1 protein-coding gene is annotated in these 1,198 nt (G+C 58.0%); it reads left to right on the plus strand.

Annotation, left to right across the window (positions count from 1 at the left end; translation table 11 throughout):
• Window positions 1–214 precede the first annotated feature (214 nt).
• Window positions 215–1,135 carry a recombination-associated protein RdgC gene (gene rdgC, locus ACW9JE_RS30790; protein WP_224541343.1) on the plus strand — a complete coding sequence of 307 codons (921 nt, stop codon included), beginning with the start codon at window positions 215–217 and terminating at the stop codon, window positions 1,133–1,135.
• The last annotated feature ends 63 nt before the right edge of the window (window positions 1,136–1,198 follow it).

Consider the following 1,198-nt stretch of genomic DNA (forward strand, 5'->3'; position numbering starts at 1 on the left):
ACCGCCGACATTCTGCTTGTAAGGCAGACGCTCTCCCAGCTGAGCTAATCACCCTTCACGTTCGGTGTGGCGCGCATTCTACGGAGCGACCCTACCTCTGGCAAGCACTTTTTCAATTAATTTTTTCATGCCTTCCAAAGGCTTAGAGAAGGGTTGGCCTATGGCACGGCGAAGACAATAATGCCCCCCTTTGTATAAAGGAGAGAGTCACCCCATGTGGTTCAAGAACCTGCTTATCTATCGCCTGACCCAAGATCTGCCTGTTGATGCCGAGGCGTTGGAATCTGCACTGGCCACCAAACTGGCGCGCCCATGTGCAAGCCAGGAGTTGACCACCTACGGTTTCGTCGCCCCCTTCGGCAAGGGCGAAGATGCACCCCTGGTGCATGTCAGCGGTGATTTCCTGCTGATCAGCGCGCGCAAGGAAGAACGCATCCTGCCGGGCAGCGTCGTGCGTGATGCGGTGAAGGAAAAGGTCGAAGAGATCGAAGCCGAGCAAATGCGCAAGGTCTATAAAAAGGAACGCGACCAGATCAAGGATGAAATCATCCAGGCTTTCCTGCCGCGCGCCTTTATCCGTCGCTCCTCCACCTTCGCCGCCATCGCGCCGAAACAGGGCCTGATCCTGGTCAACTCGGCCAGCCCGAAACGCGCCGAAGACCTGCTGTCGACCCTGCGTGAAGTGATCGGCACCCTGCCGGTGCGTCCGCTGACCGTGAAAATGGCCCCGACCGCAGTCATGACCGAGTGGGTCACCACGCAAAAAGCCGCGGACGACTTCTTCGTGCTGGACGAGTGCGAACTGCGCGACACCCACGAAGACGGCGGCATCGTGCGCTGCAAGCGCCAGGACCTGACCAGCGAAGAAATCCAGCTGCACCTGAGCACCGGCAAAGTGGTCACTCAACTGTCGCTCGCCTGGCAGGACAAGCTGTCCTTCGTGCTCGACGACAAGATGGTGGTCAAGCGCCTGAAGTTCGAAGACCTGCTGCAAGACCAGGCTGAACAGGATGGTGGTGACGAGGCTTTGGGTCAGCTGGATGCCAGCTTTACCCTGATGATGCTGACTTTTGGTGATTTCCTGCCGGCGCTGGTTGAGGCGTTGGGTGGTGAAGAGATGCCGCAAGGTATCTAAAGCCTTGTGAGGTCCAGTGTGGGAGCGGGCTTGCTCGCGAAGGCGGTGTATCAGACATCAAGA

This window comes from Pseudomonas sp. SDO55104_S430 (assembly GCF_054070595.1).